The 422-nt window shown below is 37.2% G+C and carries 1 protein-coding gene; it reads left to right on the top strand.

The genetic code is table 11. The features are described 5' to 3' along the window. The coding region (locus tag KH400_RS21400; protein ID WP_498067638.1) for a protein kinase family protein at positions 1-408 on the top strand (408 nt) is incomplete at its 5' end. Between the last annotated feature and the right edge of the window lie 14 nt (positions 409-422).

The raw sequence follows: 422 nt of genomic DNA on the forward strand, positions 1-422 counted from the left end.
GGATTGGTCCATCAAGATTACGGTTGGGCAAATGGCCAGCTTGGACCTGACGGAGTTTGGCTAATTGACTTAGACGGTGTTGCGTATGACCTTCCGATAAGGGACTTACGCAAGTTAATTACAAATCAAATGGAAGAGCTTGGAGCTTGGGACTTAGAATGGATAAAAGGCATGATTGAAGCATATCATGAAACAAATCCAATTGATAAAGATCTTTACCATATTCTTTGGATCGACATGTGCCTACCAAATGAATTTTATTTACAAGTAAAAGATATGGTTTATGACCCTACCGTTTTTCTAGATGAAGAAGTAAATACTATCGTTAAGAATATTATTGAACTCGATCAATCAAAATGGCCTGTGTTAGAAGAGCTGAAAGAATGGAAAGGAGCATTTACGGAATGAAGATACTATTAATC

This window comes from Desertibacillus haloalkaliphilus, from assembly GCF_019039105.1.
In the GTDB taxonomy this organism is placed as follows: Bacteria; Bacillota; Bacilli; order Bacillales; family KJ1-10-99; genus Desertibacillus; species Desertibacillus haloalkaliphilus.